The organism is Pseudoalteromonas sp. S327, from assembly GCF_005886415.1.
Lineage (GTDB): Bacteria > Pseudomonadota > Gammaproteobacteria > Enterobacterales > Alteromonadaceae > Pseudoalteromonas > Pseudoalteromonas atlantica.
In genome coordinates this window covers 1-20729 of sequence record NZ_PNDP01000025.1, presented here as the reverse complement: position 1 = coordinate 20729, position 20729 = coordinate 1, and the positions used below count along the sequence as shown (strand labels likewise).

19 protein-coding genes are annotated in these 20729 nt (G+C 40.6%); 13 read left to right on the top strand and 6 right to left on the bottom strand.

The window, feature by feature from the left end:
- Positions 1 to 22 precede the first annotated feature (22 nt).
- Both CWB60_RS08460 and CWB60_RS08455 read left to right on the top strand, forming a co-directional pair.
- The gene (locus CWB60_RS08460) at positions 23 to 847 is read left to right on the top strand and encodes a M90 family metallopeptidase (protein ID WP_138579571.1); all 825 of its coding nucleotides are present in this window, start codon (positions 23 to 25) and stop codon (positions 845 to 847) included.
- Between the two features lie 97 nt (positions 848 to 944).
- Complete coding sequence (locus CWB60_RS08455; protein ID WP_138579573.1) at positions 945 to 4121, top strand: amidohydrolase family protein; 3177 nt, start codon at positions 945 to 947, stop codon at positions 4119 to 4121.
- A gap of 141 nt (positions 4122 to 4262) precedes the next feature.
- On the opposite strand, the gene CWB60_RS08450 is transcribed toward CWB60_RS08455, so the two are convergent.
- Positions 4263 to 4631, bottom strand: coding sequence for a hypothetical protein (locus CWB60_RS08450; RefSeq protein ID WP_004588144.1), 369 nt, complete (start codon positions 4629 to 4631; stop codon positions 4263 to 4265).
- Positions 4632 to 4781: 150 nt separating this feature from the next.
- Between CWB60_RS08450 and CWB60_RS08445 the strand changes: the two genes are divergently transcribed.
- On the top strand, positions 4782 to 5534 hold the full coding sequence (locus CWB60_RS08445) for a Nif3-like dinuclear metal center hexameric protein (protein WP_138579575.1): 753 nt from the start codon (positions 4782 to 4784) through the stop codon (positions 5532 to 5534).
- Between the two features lie 13 nt (positions 5535 to 5547).
- Here the strand turns inward: CWB60_RS08445 and CWB60_RS08440 are convergent, their stop codons facing one another.
- From CWB60_RS08440 to CWB60_RS08430, 3 genes are all read right to left on the bottom strand, one after another.
- Positions 5548 to 6312 carry a YdcF family protein gene (locus CWB60_RS08440; RefSeq protein ID WP_249318370.1) on the bottom strand — a complete coding sequence of 255 codons (765 nt, stop codon included), beginning with the start codon at positions 6310 to 6312 and terminating at the stop codon, positions 5548 to 5550.
- Between the two features lie 51 nt (positions 6313 to 6363).
- Positions 6364 to 7251 (bottom strand): LysR substrate-binding domain-containing protein, encoded by an 888-nt coding sequence (locus tag CWB60_RS08435; RefSeq protein ID WP_004588141.1) that lies wholly within the window; start codon positions 7249 to 7251, stop codon positions 6364 to 6366.
- A gap of 455 nt (positions 7252 to 7706) precedes the next feature.
- Entirely contained in the window at positions 7707 to 10076 is a 2370-nt protein-coding gene (locus CWB60_RS08430; protein WP_054983093.1) for a bifunctional diguanylate cyclase/phosphodiesterase, read from the bottom strand.
- 214 nt (positions 10077 to 10290) lie between these two features.
- Between CWB60_RS08430 and pyrC the strand changes: the two genes are divergently transcribed.
- The 9 genes from pyrC to CWB60_RS08385 all read left to right on the top strand — a co-directional run bounded on the left by pyrC (position 10291) and on the right by CWB60_RS08385 (position 18951).
- Complete coding sequence (gene pyrC, locus CWB60_RS08425) at positions 10291 to 11340, top strand: dihydroorotase (protein WP_096041495.1); 1050 nt, start codon at positions 10291 to 10293, stop codon at positions 11338 to 11340.
- Between the two features lie 464 nt (positions 11341 to 11804).
- Positions 11805 to 12008, top strand: coding sequence for a cold-shock protein (locus CWB60_RS08420; protein ID WP_004588138.1), 204 nt, complete (start codon positions 11805 to 11807; stop codon positions 12006 to 12008).
- Between the two features lie 865 nt (positions 12009 to 12873).
- The gene (locus CWB60_RS08415; RefSeq protein ID WP_004588137.1) at positions 12874 to 13644 is read left to right on the top strand and encodes a DUF3450 domain-containing protein; all 771 of its coding nucleotides are present in this window, start codon (positions 12874 to 12876) and stop codon (positions 13642 to 13644) included.
- A gap of 7 nt (positions 13645 to 13651) precedes the next feature.
- Entirely contained in the window at positions 13652 to 15016 is a 1365-nt protein-coding gene (locus CWB60_RS08410; RefSeq protein WP_004588136.1) for a MotA/TolQ/ExbB proton channel family protein, read from the top strand.
- Entirely contained in the window at positions 15016 to 15540 is a 525-nt protein-coding gene (locus CWB60_RS08405; protein WP_004588135.1) for a MotA/TolQ/ExbB proton channel family protein, read from the top strand. Before CWB60_RS08410 ends, CWB60_RS08405 begins: the two co-directional genes overlap by 1 nt.
- 14 nt (positions 15541 to 15554) lie before the next feature.
- Positions 15555 to 15959, top strand: coding sequence for an ExbD/TolR family protein (locus CWB60_RS08400; protein WP_004588134.1), 405 nt, complete (start codon positions 15555 to 15557; stop codon positions 15957 to 15959).
- Positions 15959 to 16573 (top strand): energy transducer TonB, encoded by a 615-nt coding sequence (locus CWB60_RS08395; protein WP_004588133.1) that lies wholly within the window; start codon positions 15959 to 15961, stop codon positions 16571 to 16573. The genes CWB60_RS08400 and CWB60_RS08395 overlap by 1 nt, the downstream gene beginning before the upstream one ends.
- Positions 16574 to 16584: 11 nt before the next feature.
- The gene (locus tag CWB60_RS08390; RefSeq protein ID WP_004588132.1) at positions 16585 to 17844 is read left to right on the top strand and encodes a tetratricopeptide repeat protein; all 1260 of its coding nucleotides are present in this window, start codon (positions 16585 to 16587) and stop codon (positions 17842 to 17844) included.
- Positions 17845 to 17907: 63 nt separating this feature from the next.
- Entirely contained in the window at positions 17908 to 18951 is a 1044-nt protein-coding gene (locus tag CWB60_RS08385) for a hypothetical protein (RefSeq protein ID WP_138579579.1), read from the top strand.
- Between the two features lie 4 nt (positions 18952 to 18955).
- Here CWB60_RS08385 and CWB60_RS08380 read toward each other — a convergent pair whose 3' ends face one another.
- The gene (locus tag CWB60_RS08380) at positions 18956 to 19288 is read right to left on the bottom strand and encodes a TraR/DksA C4-type zinc finger protein (RefSeq protein ID WP_096739417.1); all 333 of its coding nucleotides are present in this window, start codon (positions 19286 to 19288) and stop codon (positions 18956 to 18958) included.
- Positions 19289 to 19345: 57 nt separating this feature from the next.
- Positions 19346 to 20326 carry a tRNA-dihydrouridine synthase gene (locus tag CWB60_RS08375; RefSeq protein WP_138579581.1) on the bottom strand — a complete coding sequence of 327 codons (981 nt, stop codon included), beginning with the start codon at positions 20324 to 20326 and terminating at the stop codon, positions 19346 to 19348.
- A gap of 227 nt (positions 20327 to 20553) precedes the next feature.
- Between CWB60_RS08375 and CWB60_RS21175 the strand changes: the two genes are divergently transcribed.
- The coding region (locus CWB60_RS21175) for an HvfA family oxazolone/thioamide-modified RiPP metallophore (RefSeq protein WP_502704737.1) at positions 20554 to 20729 on the top strand (176 nt) is incomplete at its 3' end.

Sequence of the window (20729 nt, the reverse complement as noted above, 5' to 3'; positions counted from 1 at the left end):
CTAACTTATTTTGGATGTCCCCATGATAAACGGGCTACTCATTTTTGCTTTGGCTATTTTTGTTGTAATTTATTGGCGCTGGCAGGCACTACAAAACTGGCTTTGGAATAAAAAATATAAAAACGCGGTTTTAAACTCTCAACAAAAAGAAATACTCCTTCGTTGCATGCCTATCTATAAAAAGATGACGGATAACGACAGAGCCAAGCTTGAGCGCCACATAATATGGTTTTTAAATGAAAAGCGCTTTTTAGGCCGAGACGGACTAAAGCTAACCCCCGCCATGAAGCTGATAGTTGCTGCCGATGCCTGTGTGTTAGTGCTTAATAAACCGTGGCCACTTTATAAAAACGTGAAAGAAATTTTACTCTACCCCAGTGCGTATTATGCGCCGCAATCTACACGAGATAGTGCTGGGCTGGTTAGTTACCACAACGCGGTACGCTTAGGTGAGTCGTGGCCTGGTGGCACGTTAGTGCTAAGTTGGCACGATGTACTTGAAGGCAACCGTTTACCAAGCGATGGCCATAATTTAGTGTTTCATGAATTTGCCCATCAGTTAGACCAAGAAACCGGAAAAACCACTGGCACTCCATTATTAAAAACCCCCAATGCTTATAAAGAATGGGCTCGAGTGTTTAGCCGTGCCTTTGTGCAGTTAAAAAGTCATGTTGCTTATAACATGCCTCACGTTATTCATAGTTATGGGGCAACCAATGAGGCTGAGTTTTTTGCAGTACTCACAGAGACCTTTTTAGAAAAGCCGGCGCAGCTTAGGCAATATGACCCTGAAATTTATAGAATGCTGGTGGATTACTACCAATTTGACCCCATAGTCTGGCATTAATTTTTGGTACTTGGTCTGATAACGCTGGCAAGTTAGCGCTGTTTTTGTTGCAATCGTGTTAGAGAGTTTAACTGCAATAATAACAAGCGAGAAATGCATGAAAAAAATGCTTCACACTGCACTGGCTTTATCAGTCGCCCTTGCAATAGGTCAGCCGCACGCAAACGAAGAGCAAGAAAAGTGGCAGGTAGACTCACCAAAAGGTGAGTTTATAGATGCCACCATTAGCACAGAGCAAGGCACATGGATGAACATTGATGTTAGTCCTGATGGCAACACGCTGGTGTTTGACTTACTTGGCGACATTTACACTATGCCTATAAGCGGAGGTGAAGCAACTAAACTCACCTCAGATATTGCTTGGCAAATGCAGCCTCGCTTTAGCCCCGATGGTAAACACATTGCGTTTACCTCAGATCAAGGCGGTGGTGATAATATTTGGGTTATGGATGTTGATGGTAGCAATCAACACGCTGTGACTGACGAGACCTTTAGACTTTTAAACAGCCCCGCATGGAGCCCTGATGGCGATTACCTTGTCGCACGCAAACACTTTACCGCTAGTCGCTCACTAGGGGCTGGAGAAGTATGGCTTTACCACAAAGCGGGTGGTAAAGGTGTTCAGCTTACTAAACGTGAGAACGACCAAAAAGACTTAGGTGAGCCAATGTTCTCACCAGATGGCCGCTATGTTTATTTTTCTCATGACGCGACACCAGGTAAAACCTTTCACTATTCTAAAGATTCTGTTGCCGGTATTTATAAAATTAAGCGCTACGATAGAGAAACAGGCGAAATAGAAACCATAATACAAGGCATGGGCGGTGCAATAAGACCCACACCTTCACCTGATGGTAAAAAGCTTGCCTATATAAGACGTGATGACTTTCAAACAAGCTTGTACTTATACGACCTAACCAGTGGCGAGCACACCAAGCTTTATGACAAGCTTGAACGCGATATGCAAGAAACCTGGGCTATTCATGGTGTGTATCCGACAATTGCGTGGACCCCAGATAACGAAGAACTGGTGTTTTGGGCTTCCGGTTCAATACATAAAATTGCTGTTGATGATAAAGCTGTTGCGCGTGTTCCCTTTAAAGTAAACACCAGTAAAAAAATACAAACCGCGGTACGCTTTACTCAAAATTTAGATACCGATGAGTTTGATGTAAAAATGTTGCGCAACGTGCAGGTTAGCCCCGATGGTGAAACTGCGATTTTTGAAGCATTAGGTTATATTTATAAACGCGATTTAGACTCTGGTAAAATTAAGCGCTTAACCAAACAAACTGATCATTATGAGCTGTTCCCGCAGTACTCCCGCGATGGTAAAAAGATTGTTTACACCACGTGGAGTGATACTAAGCAAGGTACTGTGCGCGTTGTCTCTGCTCGAAGCGGGCGCGGCGAGGCGATAACCCGTGAGCCGGGTAAATACGTTGAGCCTACTTTTAGTCCTGACGGCAAAACAATCGTTTATCGTAAAGCCACCGGCGGAAGTATTTTAAATCCTAAGTGGTCACTTAACCCAGGTATTTATAAAGTAAGCGCAAAAGGGGGAGAGAGCGAGCTTATTTCAAAAAGTGGTTATCAACCTCAGTTTGGTAGCGCCAATGACCGTGTATTTATCATGAGCCCTTGGCCTAAGCCTACCTTAAGTGTTGTGGAGCTTGAAACTAAAAACGTTCGTAAACTTTACGAATCAGAGCATGCGACTGAATTTCGAGTCTCACCAGATGGTAAATACTTAGCGTTTGCTGAGCGCTTTAAAGTATTTGTTACCCCGCTGGTAGAAAGCGGCGCACCTATCACAATAAGCCCTAAAGATAACCAGTTTCCTATTGAGCAGTTGTCTGTGCGTGCGGGTGAAAATATAAGTTGGAGTGCTCAAAGTAACACTCTCTACTGGAGCTTAGGGCCCGAGCTATACCATGCAAGCCTTGATGGTATGTTTGCTATTGATAAAGCCGATGATGCCGACTTTAAAGTAAAAAGCGGTGAGAATATTAGCTTTAGTAAAAAAATGGCCGCACCAAGGGGCATGATTGCGCTAAAGGGCGCCAACATTATTACCATGAAGGGTGAGCAAGTCATTGAAAATGGTGTCATCATCACAGACGGTAAACGCATAAAAGCGATTGGTAGTGCTGATGAGGTAACGATCCCCAAAGGGGCTGAAATTATCGATGTAGCAGGTAAAACAATTATGCCTGGGATTGTTGATGCGCATGCCCATGGCTCACAAGCCAGCGATGAAATTATTCCTCAGCAAAACTGGAAAAACTATGCTGGTTTAGCGTTAGGTGTCACAACAATTCATGATCCATCAAACGATACCTCTGAAATATTTACCGCCAGTGAAATGCAAAAAGCCGGCATGATTGTCGGGCCACGTATTTTTTCTACCGGCACCATTTTATATGGAGCAAATATGCCTGGTTACACCTCGCATATTGATTCGCTAGATGATGCTAAATTTCATTTAGAGCGTCTTAAAAAGGTTGGGGCGTTTAGTGTTAAATCGTATAACCAGCCACGCCGTGAGCAGCGCCAACAAGTTATTGAAGCAGGGCGTGAGCTTGAGATGATGGTTGTGCCAGAGGGCGGCTCACTGCTACAACATAACTTAAGTATGGTTGTTGATGGGCATACGGGCATTGAACACTCAATTCCGGTTGAGCATATTTACGATGATATAAAGCAATTATGGTCGCAAAGTGATGTTGGTTATACCCCAACGCTTGTTGTCGCCTATGGCGGAATTTGGGGAGAAAACTACTGGTACGATAAAACGGACGTGTGGAATCACCCGCGTTTAAGTAAGTTTGTGCCTAAAAATCAGCTGTTGCCACGTGCTATGCGCCGAGTAAAAGCGCCCGATCATCACTATAACCACTTTAATAACGCCCGTGTTGCTAAAGAGCTGCAAGATTTAGGTGTACTGGTAAATTTAGGTGCTCACGGACAACGCGAGGGCTTAGGTGCACATTGGGAAATGTGGATGTTTGCTCAAGGCGGTATGAGTTCACTTGAAGCAATTAGAGCCTCTACGCTTGACCCTGCTAAATACTTGGGGCTTGATAAAAATATAGGCTCGCTAGAAGTAGGTAAGCTTGCCGATTTAATTGTTATTGATGGCGATCCGCTGAAAAATATTCGCGATTCAGATAAAGTCGATTACACCATGATCAATGGGCGCTTATTTGATGCAAGCACAATGAACGAAGTGGGTAAAAAGCAGCGAAAACCACTTTATTTTGAAAAGCTATAATTGTAATACACGTTTAAAAAGCGGCTATTAGCCGCTTTTTTTTAGCTAAAAATAAATTATTTAATAAAGCGAATTGATAGAAGGTGATAAACAGGCACAAAAAAACCGCTTAACGCGGCTTTTTTATTAATCACATGTTGTTTAAACAACACCGCGCGGTAAGCGACAGTCGTGATCTTTACTTGCAAGCTCAACAATCCAAAGCTCTTCAGCTGTGTAGCCGTCTTCGCTTTGTGTTACAACAGTAAACGGCGCTGTTTTTTGTGCTTTAACAGGCGCAGCAGCTTTAGTTTTAGTTTTTTTCGCAGGCGCTTTTTGCTCAGCTTGTGCAGGCGATTTGCCAGAGCTTAATTCTTTCGTTAGCTCTGCTACATCAGCTAGGCGTAAGTTTTTGCCACCATCGATGCTGTACCAGCCAGGTTTTGTAGTAATTTCAGGTTTTTTACCATTGGCAGCTTCATATGCAGCTTCAAAGGCAGATAAAACTTCTGTTTTGTCTAGTTTGCTCATCAGAGACCCTATACGTTGTGAACACAGATAAAGAAGCCGTATTTATACCTATTTTCCAACTGTTTTTCAATTTTTTGCGATTTTCCTTCCATTTTAGCCCCATAAACGCCAAAATTTGCACAAAATTCAGTGCTGAGTAAGGTAATAAGTATGCAACGTAGAGAATTTAACCAACTGTTAAACGACATTTTAAAGCCTCACACAATTAAAGATTTTTGTCCTAATGGGCTGCAAGTCGAAGGTAAAAATGAAATCAGAACGATTGTTACGGGGGTGACTGCAAGCCAAGCACTCATTGATGCAGCGATAGAAAAAAAAGCCGATGTTGTTTTGGTTCACCATGGTTATTTTTGGAAAGGTGAATCGCAACCTATTACAGGCATGAAAAAACGCCGTATTGGGGCTTTGTTAGCGCACGATATTAATTTATTTGCCTATCATTTACCGCTTGATATTCACCCTGTTATAGGTAACAACGCCCAGCTTGCTAATTTGCTTGATATTGAAATAGAGACAGGGCTTGAACCCGTTACTAATAGCGTTGCTATGAAAGGACGGTTAAAAACTCCACTTACAGGTAGCGAGTTTGCAAATAAAATAGCCAAAGTTTTAAACCGCGAACCTTTAAGTAGTGTTGTACGCGATGAAAAAATTAACACCATTGCCCTGTGTACAGGAGGCGGGCAAGGTTATATCGATTTAGCAGCAGAGCAGGGGATTGATGCATACCTAACGGGTGAAGCCTCAGAGCAAACTATTCACAGCTCGCGAGAGCAAAATATAGACTTTTTTGCAGCAGGGCATCATGCAACCGAGCGTTACGGAATTAAAGCCCTTGGTGAGCTACTTGCCAAAGAACATGGTTTTGATGTGAGCTTTATAGATATAGATAACCCAGTATAAATTTATATATACTCTACAGCGCCTCTGGGTTTATCCAGCGGCGCATACTTACCCACGCATTCCCAATCACTTCATGGGCATATTGCGTTACTACACGTAATGCCTCAGCATTTGGTATAAATTGTTTATACAAAGGTAAAGCCGCAAAATTGTGATAATCCGTAGCGGCAGGAATTACCTCAATGCCTTGGGCATTAAACAAGTTTATTGAGCGCGGCATGTGTAGCACAGACGTAACCAGTGCAACCTTAAAATCAACGAGCTTAGGCGCGAGGAGTTTGGCTTCTGCGGCTGTATCCATTGCCTGTGGGTTTTGTTTTATGCGGTTTTTACTCACCCCTAAATTTATTGCTGTTTGGCTCATTAACGCGCTATTGGTTACTTTGCCATAGCCGCCGCCAGATACGATAAGCGTTGCATTAGGGTATTTTTTTGCAAGCTTAACCCCTTCTACCAAGCGAGTAAGCGCACAGTTTCCTAGCTGATTGTTAGCGCTTAAAGCGGGGTTAGGGTTTATGTCGCAACCCAGTACAACAATTTTATCAAGGGTTGGGTGTGTTAGTGCATTAAATGCCAATGATGCGGGCTCATTGTTTTTAATCAGTTGATGCACAGCAAATGGCGTACTTAACACTAAAAGCGCCAATAGACTCAAGCTTGCGATCACTAAAGCAGACTTACGTGCACGAAATGCCAAAACTAGCATTACAAACGCAAGTAAACCAAATAGCGGTAGCGGCATAATTAAGCCACCTAATAATTTTTTTAATTCAAACATAACAAGCAACATAAAACACAATAGGCCTTATGTTACTTATTCGTTTGTGATTTATCGACCGTTATTTTGCTTACAGGTATTTAAAAAATGGCGATAAACGGGGTTGTCTTTCATGTCTTTTTTCATTGCTAGGTACATAGGGCGGGTTAGGCCTAGTGCCCCAAGCGGGATAGATTTAATTAAACCTTGGCTTTCGTAAGGTGTTACCAACCAGTCAGGCAGCGCTGCTACACCCATTCCTGCACTCACTAGCTGAAAAATTAATAAGCCTTGGTCTACATTTTTTAAGGTGCCGTCAAAGCGGGCATTTTGAATAAAGTGTTTAAATATATCTTGTCGCTCGCGCGGAATAGGATACGAAATAATGGTTTCGTTTTTTAAATCAAGCGCCGTTACATATGCTTTTTTAGCTAGGTCGTGATCAGGGGCGACGATAAGCTTTAATTTAAAATCAAATAAGTGAGCGTATTCAAGTTTATCAGGATCGCGTATATCTGAGGTCAATACTAAGTCGAGCTCATCGTTGAGTAAATCTGGTATAGCGTCGTAGCTAAAGCCGCGTTCGTAGTCAATTTTAATGTCTGGCCAAAAATTATTAAATTCTTTAATAGTAGGCAGCAGCCAATGAAAACACGCATGGCATTCAACACTTAAGCGCAGTTGAGAAATAGGTTGATTAAGGCTTTCTTTTAAACGGCACTTAGTGGCTTCTACTTTAGGTAAAACTTCGTTGGCAAGTTCGAGTAATAGCATTCCTTGTGGCGTAAAGCGCACAGGCTGCGTTTTTCTTTCAAATAATTGGCAGTCTAATTTGTTTTCTAAGTCTTTAATTTGATGAGATAAAGCTGATTGCGTTAAAAATAATTCGCGGGCTGTATTAACTAACGATCCGGTGTCTTTTAATGTCGCAATAGTTTTAAGGTGTTTTATATCAATCATCTTTAATAATTCTCAAGGGAAAAGTGAGTTTGGCTCAGATTGACTACATACTACGCCTTTACAAAAAACGTTTCAACGTCTAGATGGCTAAAATAATCTATTAATTACTAAAATAATCCCTTAAAGTTAAATTAACTAATGTGGGTACTTTGGTTGCTACTGGTTTGATGAGTTTGGCATGAGTTTAGCTCAAGTTGTTTTGTTGGGTTATACAGCGGCTGTTTAAAGCAGCGTTATGGGCAGGGCAGCTTAATAAATGGCACTGGTTTTTAAGAGGGATAAGGAATTATCACAACGCGTAATAACAGGTCTGTTTTTAATGGGCTAAAGCTTAAACAGTAATAATATGTTTTTATTGCTTTAAAACTGAGCGCTTAAATAAACGAATGGGTATTACGGGGCTTACTTTTTACACCTTTTTGGTTGTGAAAAAGTAAGCCTTTGGATAACAGCTACTACAGGGGTTTGTGGATAAGCTTAATGGCGTGTTGTGCTGTAACCGGTTTTGACTTTAAAAAGCCTTGCCCGTAATTACATTGAGTGGCTTGTAAAATATTTAGTTGCTCTTGCGTTTCGATTCCCTCAGCCACAACTTCAAAGTTTAGTGATTGCGCTAATGAGAGAATGGCCTCTACTAACGGGTTATTGGTTTTGTTGAGGTGATCGATAAAGCTTTTATCTATTTTTAAAATATGAATAGGTAATTGGTGTAAGTAACCAAGTGCTGAGTATCCAGTACCAAAGTCATCCAAGCATAACTTCACTTTAAGTGGGGCAAGCCCTTCTATTATTTGAGTTGCTAAATCAAGGTTAGCAATAAGCCCTGATTCAGTGATTTCTAAACACAACGACCCTAAAGGCAGTTGGTATTTATTATATAATGCGTGAACTTGGGCAACAAAGTCGAGGCTGGCAAAATGACGCGATGACACATTGACCGTTACTTTTAAAAAGCGATGCCCTAATGTGTGCCAGTGCGCAATATGTTGTGCAGCGAGGTCAAGCAAGTGCAAATCGAGGTTAATAATTTGCCCGGTGGTTTCGGCTATCGGAATAAACTCATTTGGTGGCACAAACCCTTTTTTAGGATGGTGCCATCTCACTAATGCCTCAAAGCCGACAACTTCGCTTGTCGCTATAGTAAAAATAGGTTGAAAATAAAGCTCAAATTCGTTGTGTTCAATGCCGTGTTGTAAGTCGTTTTCTATATCGGCATGTGTTTTGAGCTTTTTACGCATGGTGTTATTAAAAAACTTAACTTGGCCACGCCCGCTTGATTTAGCTTCGTACATAGCGGCATCGGCTTGCTGTAATAGCAAATAGGCTTTATCGTCGCTGCTTTCACTAAAGGCGATGCCAATGCTGGTTGATGCTTGCAATAAATGACTATCCACATTAAGTGGCTTAGCAAGGGCTGTGTTTATTCGTTTTAACGCTTCGCTAACCTGGTTTCTGTGCGTGATGTTTTCCATAAAAATAGCAAATTCGTCGCCACCCAGGCGTGCAAACGTATCGGTGTTTCTGACGGTGCCTTTTATTAGCTCACAAATTTTAATTAAAAAGTGATCGCCAACCTCATGGCCAAGCGAATCATTGATACTTTTAAATCGATCAAAATCTAAATAAAGCAAGGCATGGCTCGTGCCTTTTTTAACACGCGATAAACGCAAAATTGCATGTTTAATACGCTCAATAAGTAACGAGCGATTAGCGAGGCCTGTTAGCTCATCATGCAATGCTTTGTGTTCAAGCTCTTGCCTTGCAAGCTGCCTATCTATGGCCATACTAATTTGCCTACTTACGTAGGTTAAAAGGGCGCTGTCGTGTTCGTTGTAATGCAGCTTTTTATCGTAACTTTGAACAACAATTACACCGCTTATTCTATCATTTGCTTTAAAAGGCACACCTAGCCAGGATTCAGAAAGACGGCCAACAAGTTTAAAGTCGCCGTTATTTATATGTTGCTGATAATCGTTTTGATTTAATAGCAGTACACGGTCTGATTTTAGTAAGTAATACGAAGCTGTATCTTTTAATTGCTCTTTTGATATTTTTTTGTGTGCGTGCGTTTGAATGCCTTCTTCAACGATGTAAACCAAATCGAGTATGTCTACTTGCTTATCGTAAAGGGCAATAAAAAAGTTATCTGCAGGAAGTAAGCTATTTATTATGCTGTGAAGAGCTTCAAAAAAGGTATCTAGGTTACTGGCTTTATACGTTAAATTAGCGATTTGCAGTAAGCTGTTTTCAAGCTTTTGCGCATCATTTAACTGTTTTACTGTGTGCGTTAAGCTATTGACCGTGTTTACTTGGTTTAGCTTAGCACTTAATAAATGCGCAACCGTGGTTAATATTTCTAGATGGGCGTTTGTGAAGTAGTTTTTTATTGGATGTTCACAATCAATAACCCCTAAAACATGATCCTTGTATATAAGTGGCACACATAACTCTGATTGAGCAGGGCGTTCATCAGCAATGTAGCGAGGGTCTTGCGTAACATCGCCAATAATAATAGCTGTGCCTGTACGGGCGACATAACCGGTTATACCTTCGTTAAAGCCAATAATTTTACGCTCTGCTTGGTATTCGTCTCTGGCGTGGGTTATGCCCATAGAAGCGACTTGATTTAGCTGTAAACGTGTTTCATCAGCTAGGTAAATAACACAATCAACAAACCCAAGGCGGTTTACTACTTGAGTGGTTACATACTCAAATAACTCTTCTAGGGTATCGAGCTGTAATAAGCTTGAGGAAAACTGATTTATTATGCTCAGTTGTTCAGTTTTAACTTCGAGCGCTTTATAGGTATCGATATGATTCGACATAGGGTAATTTTATTCTTTTTATTTGTATTAGCACTGATAAGTTAACCCAAATTTAAAGCATGTTCAAAATAAAACGCTTAAACGAGTGTAATCGTCGTTAAACTTAAACCCAATAGTATTTTGCAGCACTCATAGAGGGGAATAGTTTAGATAACACTTTACTAGGTCTTTCCATATGCCTATGATCGGATAAATTCAGCCGTGGAAAAAAGTAATGAGCATTAATACCGATTCAAAAAACACATTAACCATAACTCGTCCTGATGATTGGCATGTCCATTTACGTGATGGTGAGCAACTTAAAGATACAGTACGCGATATTAGCCGCTACATGGGCCGCGCCATCATAATGCCAAACCTTGTACCGCCAGCAACGAGCACTGATTTAGCGCTAGCTTATCGAGAGCGAATTATGGCAGCGGGGCCGCAGGGCAACTTTGAACCCTTAATGGTGCTTTACCTAACCGATAAAACCACACCTGAAGAAATTAAAAAAGCCAAAGCAACGGGTAAAATTGTTGCTGCCAAGTTGTACCCAGCAGGGGCAACCACTAACTCAGATTCAGGGGTTACATCAGTAAAGAATATTTACCCTGTATTTGAAGCGATGCAAGACGTGGGCATGCTGTTATTAGTGCATGGTGAGGTGACTGATTCGTCAATAGATATTTTTGACCGTGAAAAAGTATTTTTAGAGACGATTTTAGGCGATGTTGTCGCTGATTTTCCAAATCTGAAAATAGTGCTTGAACACATTACGACAAAAGACGCTGTTGATTTTGTGACAGCCGCACCGCAAAATGTGGCGGCAACCATTACCGCGCATCACTTATTGTACAACCGTAACCACATGTTAGCTGGTGGCATACGCCCGCATTATTACTGTTTACCTATTTTAAAGCGCAATATTCACCAACAAGCATTAATGGCGGCAGCTATAAGTGGAAATAAAAAGTTCTTTTTAGGGACTGACTCAGCACCACATTATAAAGATAAAAAGGAAGCGGCATGCGGTTGTGCTGGCGCCTATACAGCACATGCTGCGATTGAACTTTACGCCGAAGCCTTTGAAGAAGCAGGCGCACTGGACAAACTAGAGGGCTTTGCAAGCCATTTTGGGCCTGACTTTTACGGACTTGCCCGTAACACCGATACAATTACCCTAGAGAAAAGCCCTTGGCAAGTTCCCGCAAGTTACACACTTGGTGACTCACAAGTTGTGCCTATTAAAGCAGAAGCTACTATTGACTGGCAGGTTAAGTAAAGTGCATTAAATTAGCATTGTATTAAAGCCGTATAGCTTGCTGTACGGCTTTTTATTCGCTTGAAATTCAATCTTTACCTGAGATTTAACGCTCTTTACGAGGGGCTTTATTTGTAAAGCTAAGCCGTTATACATGATTTGTTACAATTAGGAGCAACAAAGTTGCCGTTTTTTGTTCAATTTTAGCTTTAAAAATAACCGCTTACATATAATGCTTTATTTATTTTTGTTCTGAGTAAATAAATCTTAATTAATAGAGCCAAAAAAAAATTAATGTGTTAACCTTAACTTGCTTTGAGTTTTTGCGTATTGAATTTACGGATATTGTGCTGCGTTTAAGGTTACCGGTTAGGTTAAAACTTGTTCCTGTACTATACCTCCAGAATTTTGGGCACTGACTCAGGGAGGATATAGCCATAATAATATGGCTGAATTTTAATTATTGACTTACAGGAAAATTTAGTATGTCGGTTACTGGTAAAGTAAAATTTTTCAACGAAGCTAAAGGCTTTGGTTTCATTGAACAAGAAAATGGTCCTGACGTGTTTGTACATTTCAGCGCAATCACTGGTTCTGGTTTTCGCACTCTTAGCGAAGGTCAAGCAGTGACTTTCAGCATCAAACAAGGTCAAAAAGGCCCTGAAGCTGAGAACGTAGAAGTAGCATAATTTTAATTATGTGAACCTTAGTTCATCTTGGTGAAGCAGTTTTCTGTTTCACCATAATTCCTCAAAATCTTCCTCATTGTTTTTATACTCTCTAATATTGCTTGTTCACTCTCTAATACAGTCAAACGTTAAAATTTACTTCTCGCTATAGCTTCAAACACGTTTAACATATTTGCCATTTAAATAGTTAAAAACCCTATTTAATAGCAACGCCGCTTCAATACACTAACAGCTCATAATCTGCATACTTTCACCAAGGTTAAACAATACATTTACCACACGCATAGTGTGTATTAAAAAACCGTGTAATTAACTGAGTGTTTTACTGGCATTAATAAGGCTTAACTTGGCCTTAGCAAAGTTAAAGCCATTAACTTAAATGCAGTAATATTTATACATCATCTCAAAACCACTTTCGAATTGTTGTATTTTTATACGATGAAGCGCAGGATTTGTAAGTTAAGATGTGTTTTTAGCCTAATTTAACCAAATCTAGTTCATCAAATTGTCACATTTTTATTATTTTTGTTTTTTTTTAAGGTGTAATTCAGTTTTGTTTAGATGTTGCATTTTTGTTTCATGTAAGTGTCTAATTTTTAACTAGTGTTTAATTTTAAAGGGGCTATATAATGCTAAAATGGCTTAATGCTGGTTGCATTTATGTTAACAGTATTTTTTGTAATACTTTAGTTTTAGCTTTTTCAAGGTATTTATTTACTTAGAATAGCTAACATCAAGTTGACAGGGCGTATTGCATTTAGCATTATTGGAGGGTTGATATCTATTAAAAGATATCAGGGTTGTCATCCTTAATAAGGTTGATAATTAAATTATAAAAGTAACATTACTTAATTGGTTGGGAACTATGTCTGTTAAAATCAGAAAGAGTCTTGTAGCATCTGCGTTGGTTGGCGCTTTTGCATTTGCAAGCAGCAATGTGATTGCAGATCCTTTGAATGACGTGCAAAAAGCAGGTCAGCAAATTCAAAAGGCTGCTGTTAAGTCTCAAACTAAAATTGACAACGTATACGGTCAAACTCAAGAGCTAATCGCTGAGTACCGTAGTATTGTTGATGAGACTGAACTTATGAAAGTGTACAACGATCACGTAGCACGTTTGGTCGCTGACCAAAATGCGTCAATCGAATCGTTTGACCGTCAAATCGCTACTATCGACAACACTAAACAAAACGTTGTGCCTTTGATGTATCGCATGATCGATACGCTTGAGCAATTCATCAAAGCGGACGTTCCGTTCAATCTTGATTCTCGTCTTGCTCGTGTAGAAAGACTTCGTGAAATCATGGCTTCTGCGTCTGTAACGACGTCTGAGAAATTCCGCCAAGTTCTTGAAGCATACACAGTTGAAACTGCTTACAGCTCGGCTGTAACTGCTTCTCAAGGTACTTTAGAAGTTGATGGTAAAAACATTAACGTTGATATCGGTCGTTTAGGTCGTATCACTTACGTAGCACAATCTTTTGACTTAAAACACGCTTGGGTGTGGGACAACAACACTAAAGAGTGGAAAGAATTAGGTGAAGAATACCTAAAACCAGTTAAAGAAGTGATTCGTATGGCGCGTAAGCAAGCGACACTAGAACTTGTTAAACTACCAATCTTTGGCGCGGAGTAATCGAATAATGAAGAAACTATTTAAAGGTTTTGCTGTTGCAGCAGTACTATCTGTTTCTGCAGGTACCGCGCTTAATGCACATGCAAATACTGATGCTTTAGATAAAATTCTTGAGCAAGTAAAGCAAGAACGTATCTCTGAAGGTAAAATCAATAAGCAACGTGAGCAAGAGTTCTTATCAGAACGTGCTGACAAGCAAGCATTACTTAACAAAGCAAAAAGCCAATTAGCGTCTGAAAAAGCACGCGGTGACAGCTTAGCTAAGCAATATGCACAAAACGAAAATACATTAGCTGAAAAAGAGCAAGCGCTTCAAAACGCACAAGGTACTCTTGGTGAAATGTTTGGTGTTGTACGTCGTGCAGCGCAAGACGCTATCGGTTCTATCGAAGCTTCACTAGTAAGTGCTGAAAAGCCAGGCCGTGCAGAAGTACTTCGTTCATTAGCAGCTGCTAAAGAGCTTCCAACAGTTCGTGAACTTGAAGAACTTTGGATTGCACTTCAAACAGAAATGACTGAGTCAGCAAAAGTTTCTACTTTTGAAACTGAAGTGTCAGGTCTTGACGGCAACTCTACAGTTAAGCAAGTAACACGTATTGGTAACTTTAACTTAGTTACTGACGAAGGTTACTTAATCTACTCGCCAGAGACAAAATCTATTCAGCCTTTAGGTAAACAACCTGATAGCTACATTTTAGATGGTATCTCTGCTCTTGAAGGTACTTCTTCTGACAACTACGCTGGCGTATACATTGACCCGACTCGTGGTGCAATCTTACGTATCAACACGCAGAAGAAAACGCTTATGGAATACTACGAGCAAGGTGCTGAAGTTGGTTACATCATCACAGTTTTATTAGCTGTTGGTCTACTAATCTTCTTAGTACGTTTCGTTGACTTAGCGCTTACTACTTCTAAGATCAAGTCTCAGCTTAAAAACTTGTCTACACCGAATACAAACAACCCACTGGGTCGTATTCTTAAAGTGTACCATGACAACAAGAGCCAAGACGTTGAAAACCTTGAGCTTAAACTTGATGAAGCTATCTTACGTGAAACGCCACGTGTTGAAGCTGGTATTAACATCATCAAGATTCTTGCTGCAATCGCACCGTTACTTGGTCTACTAGGTACAGTAATCGGTATGATCTTAACGTTCCAAACAATCACATTGTTCGGTACGGGCGATCCGAAGATCATGGCTGGTAACATCTCTCTAGCTCTTGTAACTACAGCGCTAGGTCTAATTGCTGCACTACCACTTATCCTACTTCATTCAATTGTTGCAGGTCGTAGTAAGTCAGTATTACATATCCTTGATGAGCAAAGCGCAGGTATCGTTGCTACTCACGCGGAGAAGGAGAAAGCCTAATGCTAGTCCTGATGGAGATATGGGAATCTATCAGGGATTTTGTTGGCACAGGCGGCCAGGTATTATACGTGGTCGCGATAGCACTCTTTCTTATGTGGGTTTTAATGATTGAGCGCTATTGGTTCCTACTTGCTGAATTTCCTCGTTTAACGAAGGATATTGTAGCGAAGTGGGATGCCCGCCAAGACACTACGTCTTGGTACGCACACAGAATCCGTGAAGCATGGATTTCTGAAGCGTCTGAAAAATTAGATCAGCGTATGTTGTTGATTAAAACATTAGTAGCTGTTTGTCCTTTAATAGGCTTACTTGGAACTGTAACGGGTATGATCGCGGTTTTCGAAACCATGGCAACCCAAGGTACTGGTAATGCACGTTTAATGGCATCAGGTATTTCAATGGCAACAATCCCAACAATGGCTGGAATGGTTGCGGCACTATCTGGAGTTTTCTTTAGCTCACGCCTTGAGGCAAGAGCGAGAATGGTGAAAGCCAAACTTGTAGATAGCATGCCTCATCACTAGAGAGAGAATTAAATATGGCACGTAAACAACGTTTTCGTGAAGAAGAAGAAGCAGCGGTAGATATGACGCCAATGCTTGACATCGTATTTATCATGCTTATTTTCTTTATCGTAACTACATCGTTCGTTAAAGAGGCTGGTATCGAGGTCAATAAACCTAAAGCGGCCCAAGCTACGAAGCAAAAAAATGCTAACATTTTTGTTGCTATTCGCAGTGATGGTGCTATCTGGATTGATAAACAGCAAGTTGATGTTGAACGTGTTTCAGCAAAAATCGAAAGTTTATTAGCAGAACAACCTACTGATGTTGTGATTTTGCAAGCTGATAAAGAAGCAAAGCACGGCGTAGTGGTTAAAGTTATGGACCAGATCAAAGCGACAGGTGACAACCTGAGAATTTCAATAGCTGGAGATCAGTAATGATTCGTTTTCTGTTTTCACTGATTGCAGGTGGGGCAGTTACTTTCGGCTTGTTCTACTTCATGGCTTACCTCATCTCTGGTGGGGCTGACCGTAATACTGAACAAAAAGAGCAGATCATAGTCGAAATAATGACGAATCCGCCTGAATCTAAGGTGCAGGAGAGGAAGCGTGTTCCGCCTCCGCCTCCGCCACCGCCAAAGCAGCCGCCTAAACCGCAGCCGCCACAGCCGGAGAATAACAATCCTAATCCTGGTGCTATGTCATTTAACATGGGTAGCATTGATGTAGGAAGTTCGGCTGGTGGACTAAGTGGTCCAGGTGCATTTGGACGAGATGGTGATGCGACACCTATCGTTCGTATTGAACCAAAATATCCAACGCAAGCAGCGCGTGATGGTAAAGAAGGTTGGGTACAACTTTCGTTCACAATTGATGAGTTAGGTGGCGTGACTGACGTTCAAGTTATTGACGCAGAACCAAAACGTATCTTTGACCGTGAAGCTAAACGTGCCTTACGCAAGTGGAAATACCGTCCTAAAATTATTGACGGTAAACCACAAAAACAAGTTGGTTTACAAGTTCAACTAGACTTTAAACTTAACCAAGGCTAAGGAGGCGAGTAATGAGAAATTTATCTAAAGTAACTGCTCTTGCAATTCTTATGTCTGTGTCAGGTGCAGCTATAACTGCACCTGTATTAGCAGCGCCGGATTACGCTAAAATTGAAGAGCGTAAAAAAGCCAAGACTAAAATCATGGGCGAGCGTACTGGTAAAAAGGTAATTAAAGCGTTTGACTTGTACAATGAAGACAAAATTGATGAAGCAATTGCTTTGTTAAAAGAGATTGACGCATCTAACGACTTCGATAAAGCGACTGTAAATCGTTACTTAGGTAGCATGTACGCGCAAAAAGAGAAGTACGATGAAGCGATTAAATACTCTAGACAAGCTGTTGCCCCTGATATTTTAAACTTCGCAGATCACGAGCAAACTTTAAAGCTATTAGGTGATTTATACGCAGGTACTGAAAAGTTCCAAGAAGCCAAAAAAGCTTATACAGCTTGGATGGACTTCACCGGCGAAGAAGACCCTAAAGTTTATACTCGTATTGCGCAAGCTAACTATCAGTTAGGTCAGTTTCGTGATGTTTTTAAACCTGCCGACAAGGCAATCTCTTTACAAAAGGAGCCTAACAAGGCCCCTTACCAATTAAAATTAGGTTCTTACTTTGAACTTAAAGATTACGCCAACATGGTGAAAATTGGTGAAGAGATTGTACGAGTTTGGCCAGATGACAAAAAAGCCTGGGTTAGTTTAGGTAAATACTACCTACAAACCGAAGACTACTCTAAAGGTCTAGCGACCATGGAAGTAGCATTCAAAAATGGCTATTTTGAAGCGGAAGTAGATTACAAAGTACTTTCTAACTTTTATTCTTTAAACGAAATTCCATTTAAAGCGGCTAAAACCCTTGAAAATGCGATTAAAGAAGACAAAGTTAAGCGTACTAAGCAAAATGTTAACGCAATTGCTAGTAACTACCACCGTTCTAAAGACATCGAAAAAGCTGCTAAGTACTACGAAGAAGCTGCTAAATTTGACGACGATGCAGAGCTTTACCGCAAAGCAGGATCGTTACTTTTACAATCTGAGAACTTTAGTGCTGCTGTTGTTCGTTTGAACAAAGCGTTAGAGCTTGGCTCTGACAAAAAAGGCACCATTTATTCAGACTTAGCTGAAGCGTACTACTACCAAGCTAAATACAAGCAAGCTTATGCTGCTATTACTAAAGCAATGGACGACCCACGCACACGTAAGTTTGCTAAAGGTTGGTCTACATTTATTAAAGATAAAGCCGCTCGCAACGGTGTTAAAATTTAACTTTAATTTGTTTTAGCAATTATATAAAAAGCCCCTTTGGGGCTTTTTTTATTGGAATTTATAATGAATAAAACGCATCTTTTGTCTGTCCTATTTAGTCTGTTTTTGGTTGCTTGTTCAAAACAACCACCGCCTTTTGAATCTTATGATGCTGCGCAGCAGAGTATTAAAAGTTTAAATACGGCGCTAAAGCCTGTGGGCACTGCAAGTGTATCCACTGAACAAGTACTGCCTTTTTCCTCAGCGTATTTATCGCTTCGTCATCAGATGTATCAGCGCCTACAAACAATGACTCTTTCAAACGCGCAAACACAGCAGCTAAATTACTTAATTATTGCTGAGCGTTTTCCTGAGCGCTTTTTCAGCTGGCCTGCACAGGTCAATGTGTTAGATAACTTTTTATCAGCGCAAATGCAAAGTACTATGGCTAACGAGGTAATTGAGTGGCTTAAGTACACTCAAGATCAATTAGATAGTGCGCTGCAAAGCAATTTGAGATTAAACAAGGTTGAATTAAACCTCCTGCAGGGTTACTTACAAACGTCATTATTAAAACAATCTAGCGTAAACGATTTAAAAGCCCAGATTGCAGAGTTTAATGATTACTTGGCCCAATACAAACCAAGGGGAAGCATTGGCTTACGTGGACTTGCTAATGGCAGTGAATGGTATCAAAGTAAACTAAATTACTTCAGTGGGGCAGTTAAGTCGCCTTTGCAATGGGTTGATACTATTAATCAGCATCTTCAAATTGACTCGCATACTGCGCCTAATTTGAGCTATAACGAGCATCATAGTACTTCGTTTATTAGCCAATACTTAAGCAAGGCGCCAAAAGTAAAAGGGATTGATTGGCAAACTGATTACATGCTGTTGCCCGCTATGGCTAAAAATAGCCAGCTAAGCCCAGAAGATAAAAGGCTAATGCTTGCGCTAATGGAAACCGATGTGGGCATACATTACCATGCATGGACTTTATCTCAGGCAAAAGTGAACTTAGTAAAACGATTAGCTATTTCACAGCGCGATGCGCAGTATTTAGTTGAAGATAGTGTGCTTTACCCTGGCCACGCTTTTAGTTTTGCCGAGCAACTATTAACACTTTAAGCGCTTATGTGCGCTTAGCGCACATTTCACAACGTTGTGTTGCAGGGTCTTGTTTAAGTAACTGCTCAGAAATTGCTTCTTCACAATCGCAGCAATAGCCGTATTGACCAATATCAATTTGGCTTATTGCCGCTTCTAATTCTGTCAGCCTATTAACTAAAGTTTGATATTCAGGACCTAAGTGGTAGGTGGCAGTGTCAAGCCATTCGTTATGCTGGCTAGTTAATATAACGTCACGTAGCTTAAGATGGGCAGGGTGTGCAGATTGGCTCAGCATCGCTAATATTACTGATTTAACGTGTGCTATTTCACTGTGCAGCTGTTGCTGATAAAGCATATTGGTATAACCTTCATTTAGCGTTTCGTTATACCGGTATTATCTGAGCTGCGCTGCTTATACGCTATGATTTGAATCAAGTTGCGGAGACTTAGCGTATTTTTTTAAAACCTGTGCTACATCACCTTTTACTTTAAGACGTCTTATTTCATCAAAAAGTGCATTAGCTTGTGGGTATTGGCGTTTTAGATAACCCAGCCATTGTTTAGTACGAGAGGCAAAATATTTTTCATCTTGTGTGGGGTCTTGATGAATAGCAGAGTGAATCAAATGATAAATTATATGTTCCCACTCTAGGCCATTATATTGTTCATTATTAACATGAGCTTTAATTTTTTTCGCTAAATCAGGGTGAGAAAGCGCACCGCGCCCTAGCATTAAATCGCTACACTGGCTTCGGGATTGGCAAAGTAGGGCATCTTCCACTTGCCAAATTTCACCGTTGGCAACCACGGCTATGTTTTTACCTTTTATTAGCGGGGGGATTTTTTCCCAGTATGCAGGTGGGTTATAACCATCACGCTTAGTACGGGCATGTATTGCAATACTATCTGCACCTGCGCTTACAACTGCATCTACAATTTCTTGGCTATTGCTATCATCATCAAAGCCCAAGCGTATTTTAGCGCTTACTTGATGTTTACTATCGACCGCATCCCTTACCGCTTTGATTATGTTATACATATGATCAGGGTCTTTTAGCAGTACAGCGCCCCCGCGGCTTTTATTTACCGTTTTTGCAGGGCAGCCAAAATTAAGATCTATACCGTGGGAGCCTAATTCGATAGCTCTAACCGCATTTTCTGCTAATACGTCGGCCACTTGCCCTAATAACTGTACGCGCACAGGAGTACCGGCTTTGGTTAAACCGTTATTATTGAGCTCAGGGCAATAGCGATGAAACACTTTAGCCGGTAAACATTTATCAATTACTCTAACAAATTCTGTTACGCATAGGTCAAAGCCACCAATATTGGTAAGAAGTTGGCGCATTTTAAAATCAACAACACCTTCCATAGGCGCTAAAACAAGTTTCATAGAGTATTTTTATTGAAAAAACGGGTGCGTAGTGTACCTGCAAAGTATGGTTTGATAAAACTTAAATTACTGCCCATATTTGTTTGTATAAATTTAAAAGTAAAAAAAATGAAAATAAATGAAAGTTTTTATTTGATAGCGGGTCTATTTAATTATACAAGCAACGCATAATTGACAATAATTAGTTTGCGTTATCTTAATACACACTTATATAAGAGAGTCATACAATGAATACAGTAAAGAAAAACTCAATCGCGTTAACCTTAGGTGCAGTAGTTGTTGGCTCTGCAAGTTTTGCCTCTGCAGATGCACAAGCAAACCCATTTGAATTTCAACAGCTAGTAAGCGGATACCAGCTTGATGCGGCAGAAGGTAAGTGCGGTGAAGGCAAATGTGGCGGCGA